The following is a 228-nucleotide window of genomic DNA, read 5'->3' as shown; positions in this document are numbered from 1 at the left end:
CATGGATATTGCGCAGAGTGCGAAAGAGCTGAACAAAGATGTTGGCTTTATTGCTCGTGTCTACTTTGTACTTGGCGCACAGTTGTCGCTGCACTGGTTCCTGCAACAGGTTCACAATCAGCCGGTTGAAAACCATTGGCAGGCACTGGCTCGTGCTTCTTTCCGCGAAGATCTGGATTGGCAGCAACGTCAGCTCACATCTGCGGTTATCGGAGCAGGCAAGGGCAA

At 51.8% G+C, this 228-nt stretch carries 1 protein-coding gene; it reads left to right on the top strand.

Features of this window, described 5'->3' with window-relative positions:
- Nucleotides 1–228: hypothetical protein (locus R0J87_RS25580; protein WP_498889818.1), on the top strand; the 228-nt coding region annotated here is incomplete at both ends.

This window comes from Halomonas sp. SIMBA_159 (genome assembly GCF_046536035.1).
GTDB classification, from domain to species: Bacteria; Pseudomonadota; Gammaproteobacteria; order Pseudomonadales; family Halomonadaceae; genus Vreelandella; species Vreelandella venusta_A.
The sequence above is the reverse complement of the archived record's forward strand: the minus strand, read 5'-3'. Positions and strand labels throughout refer to the sequence as shown.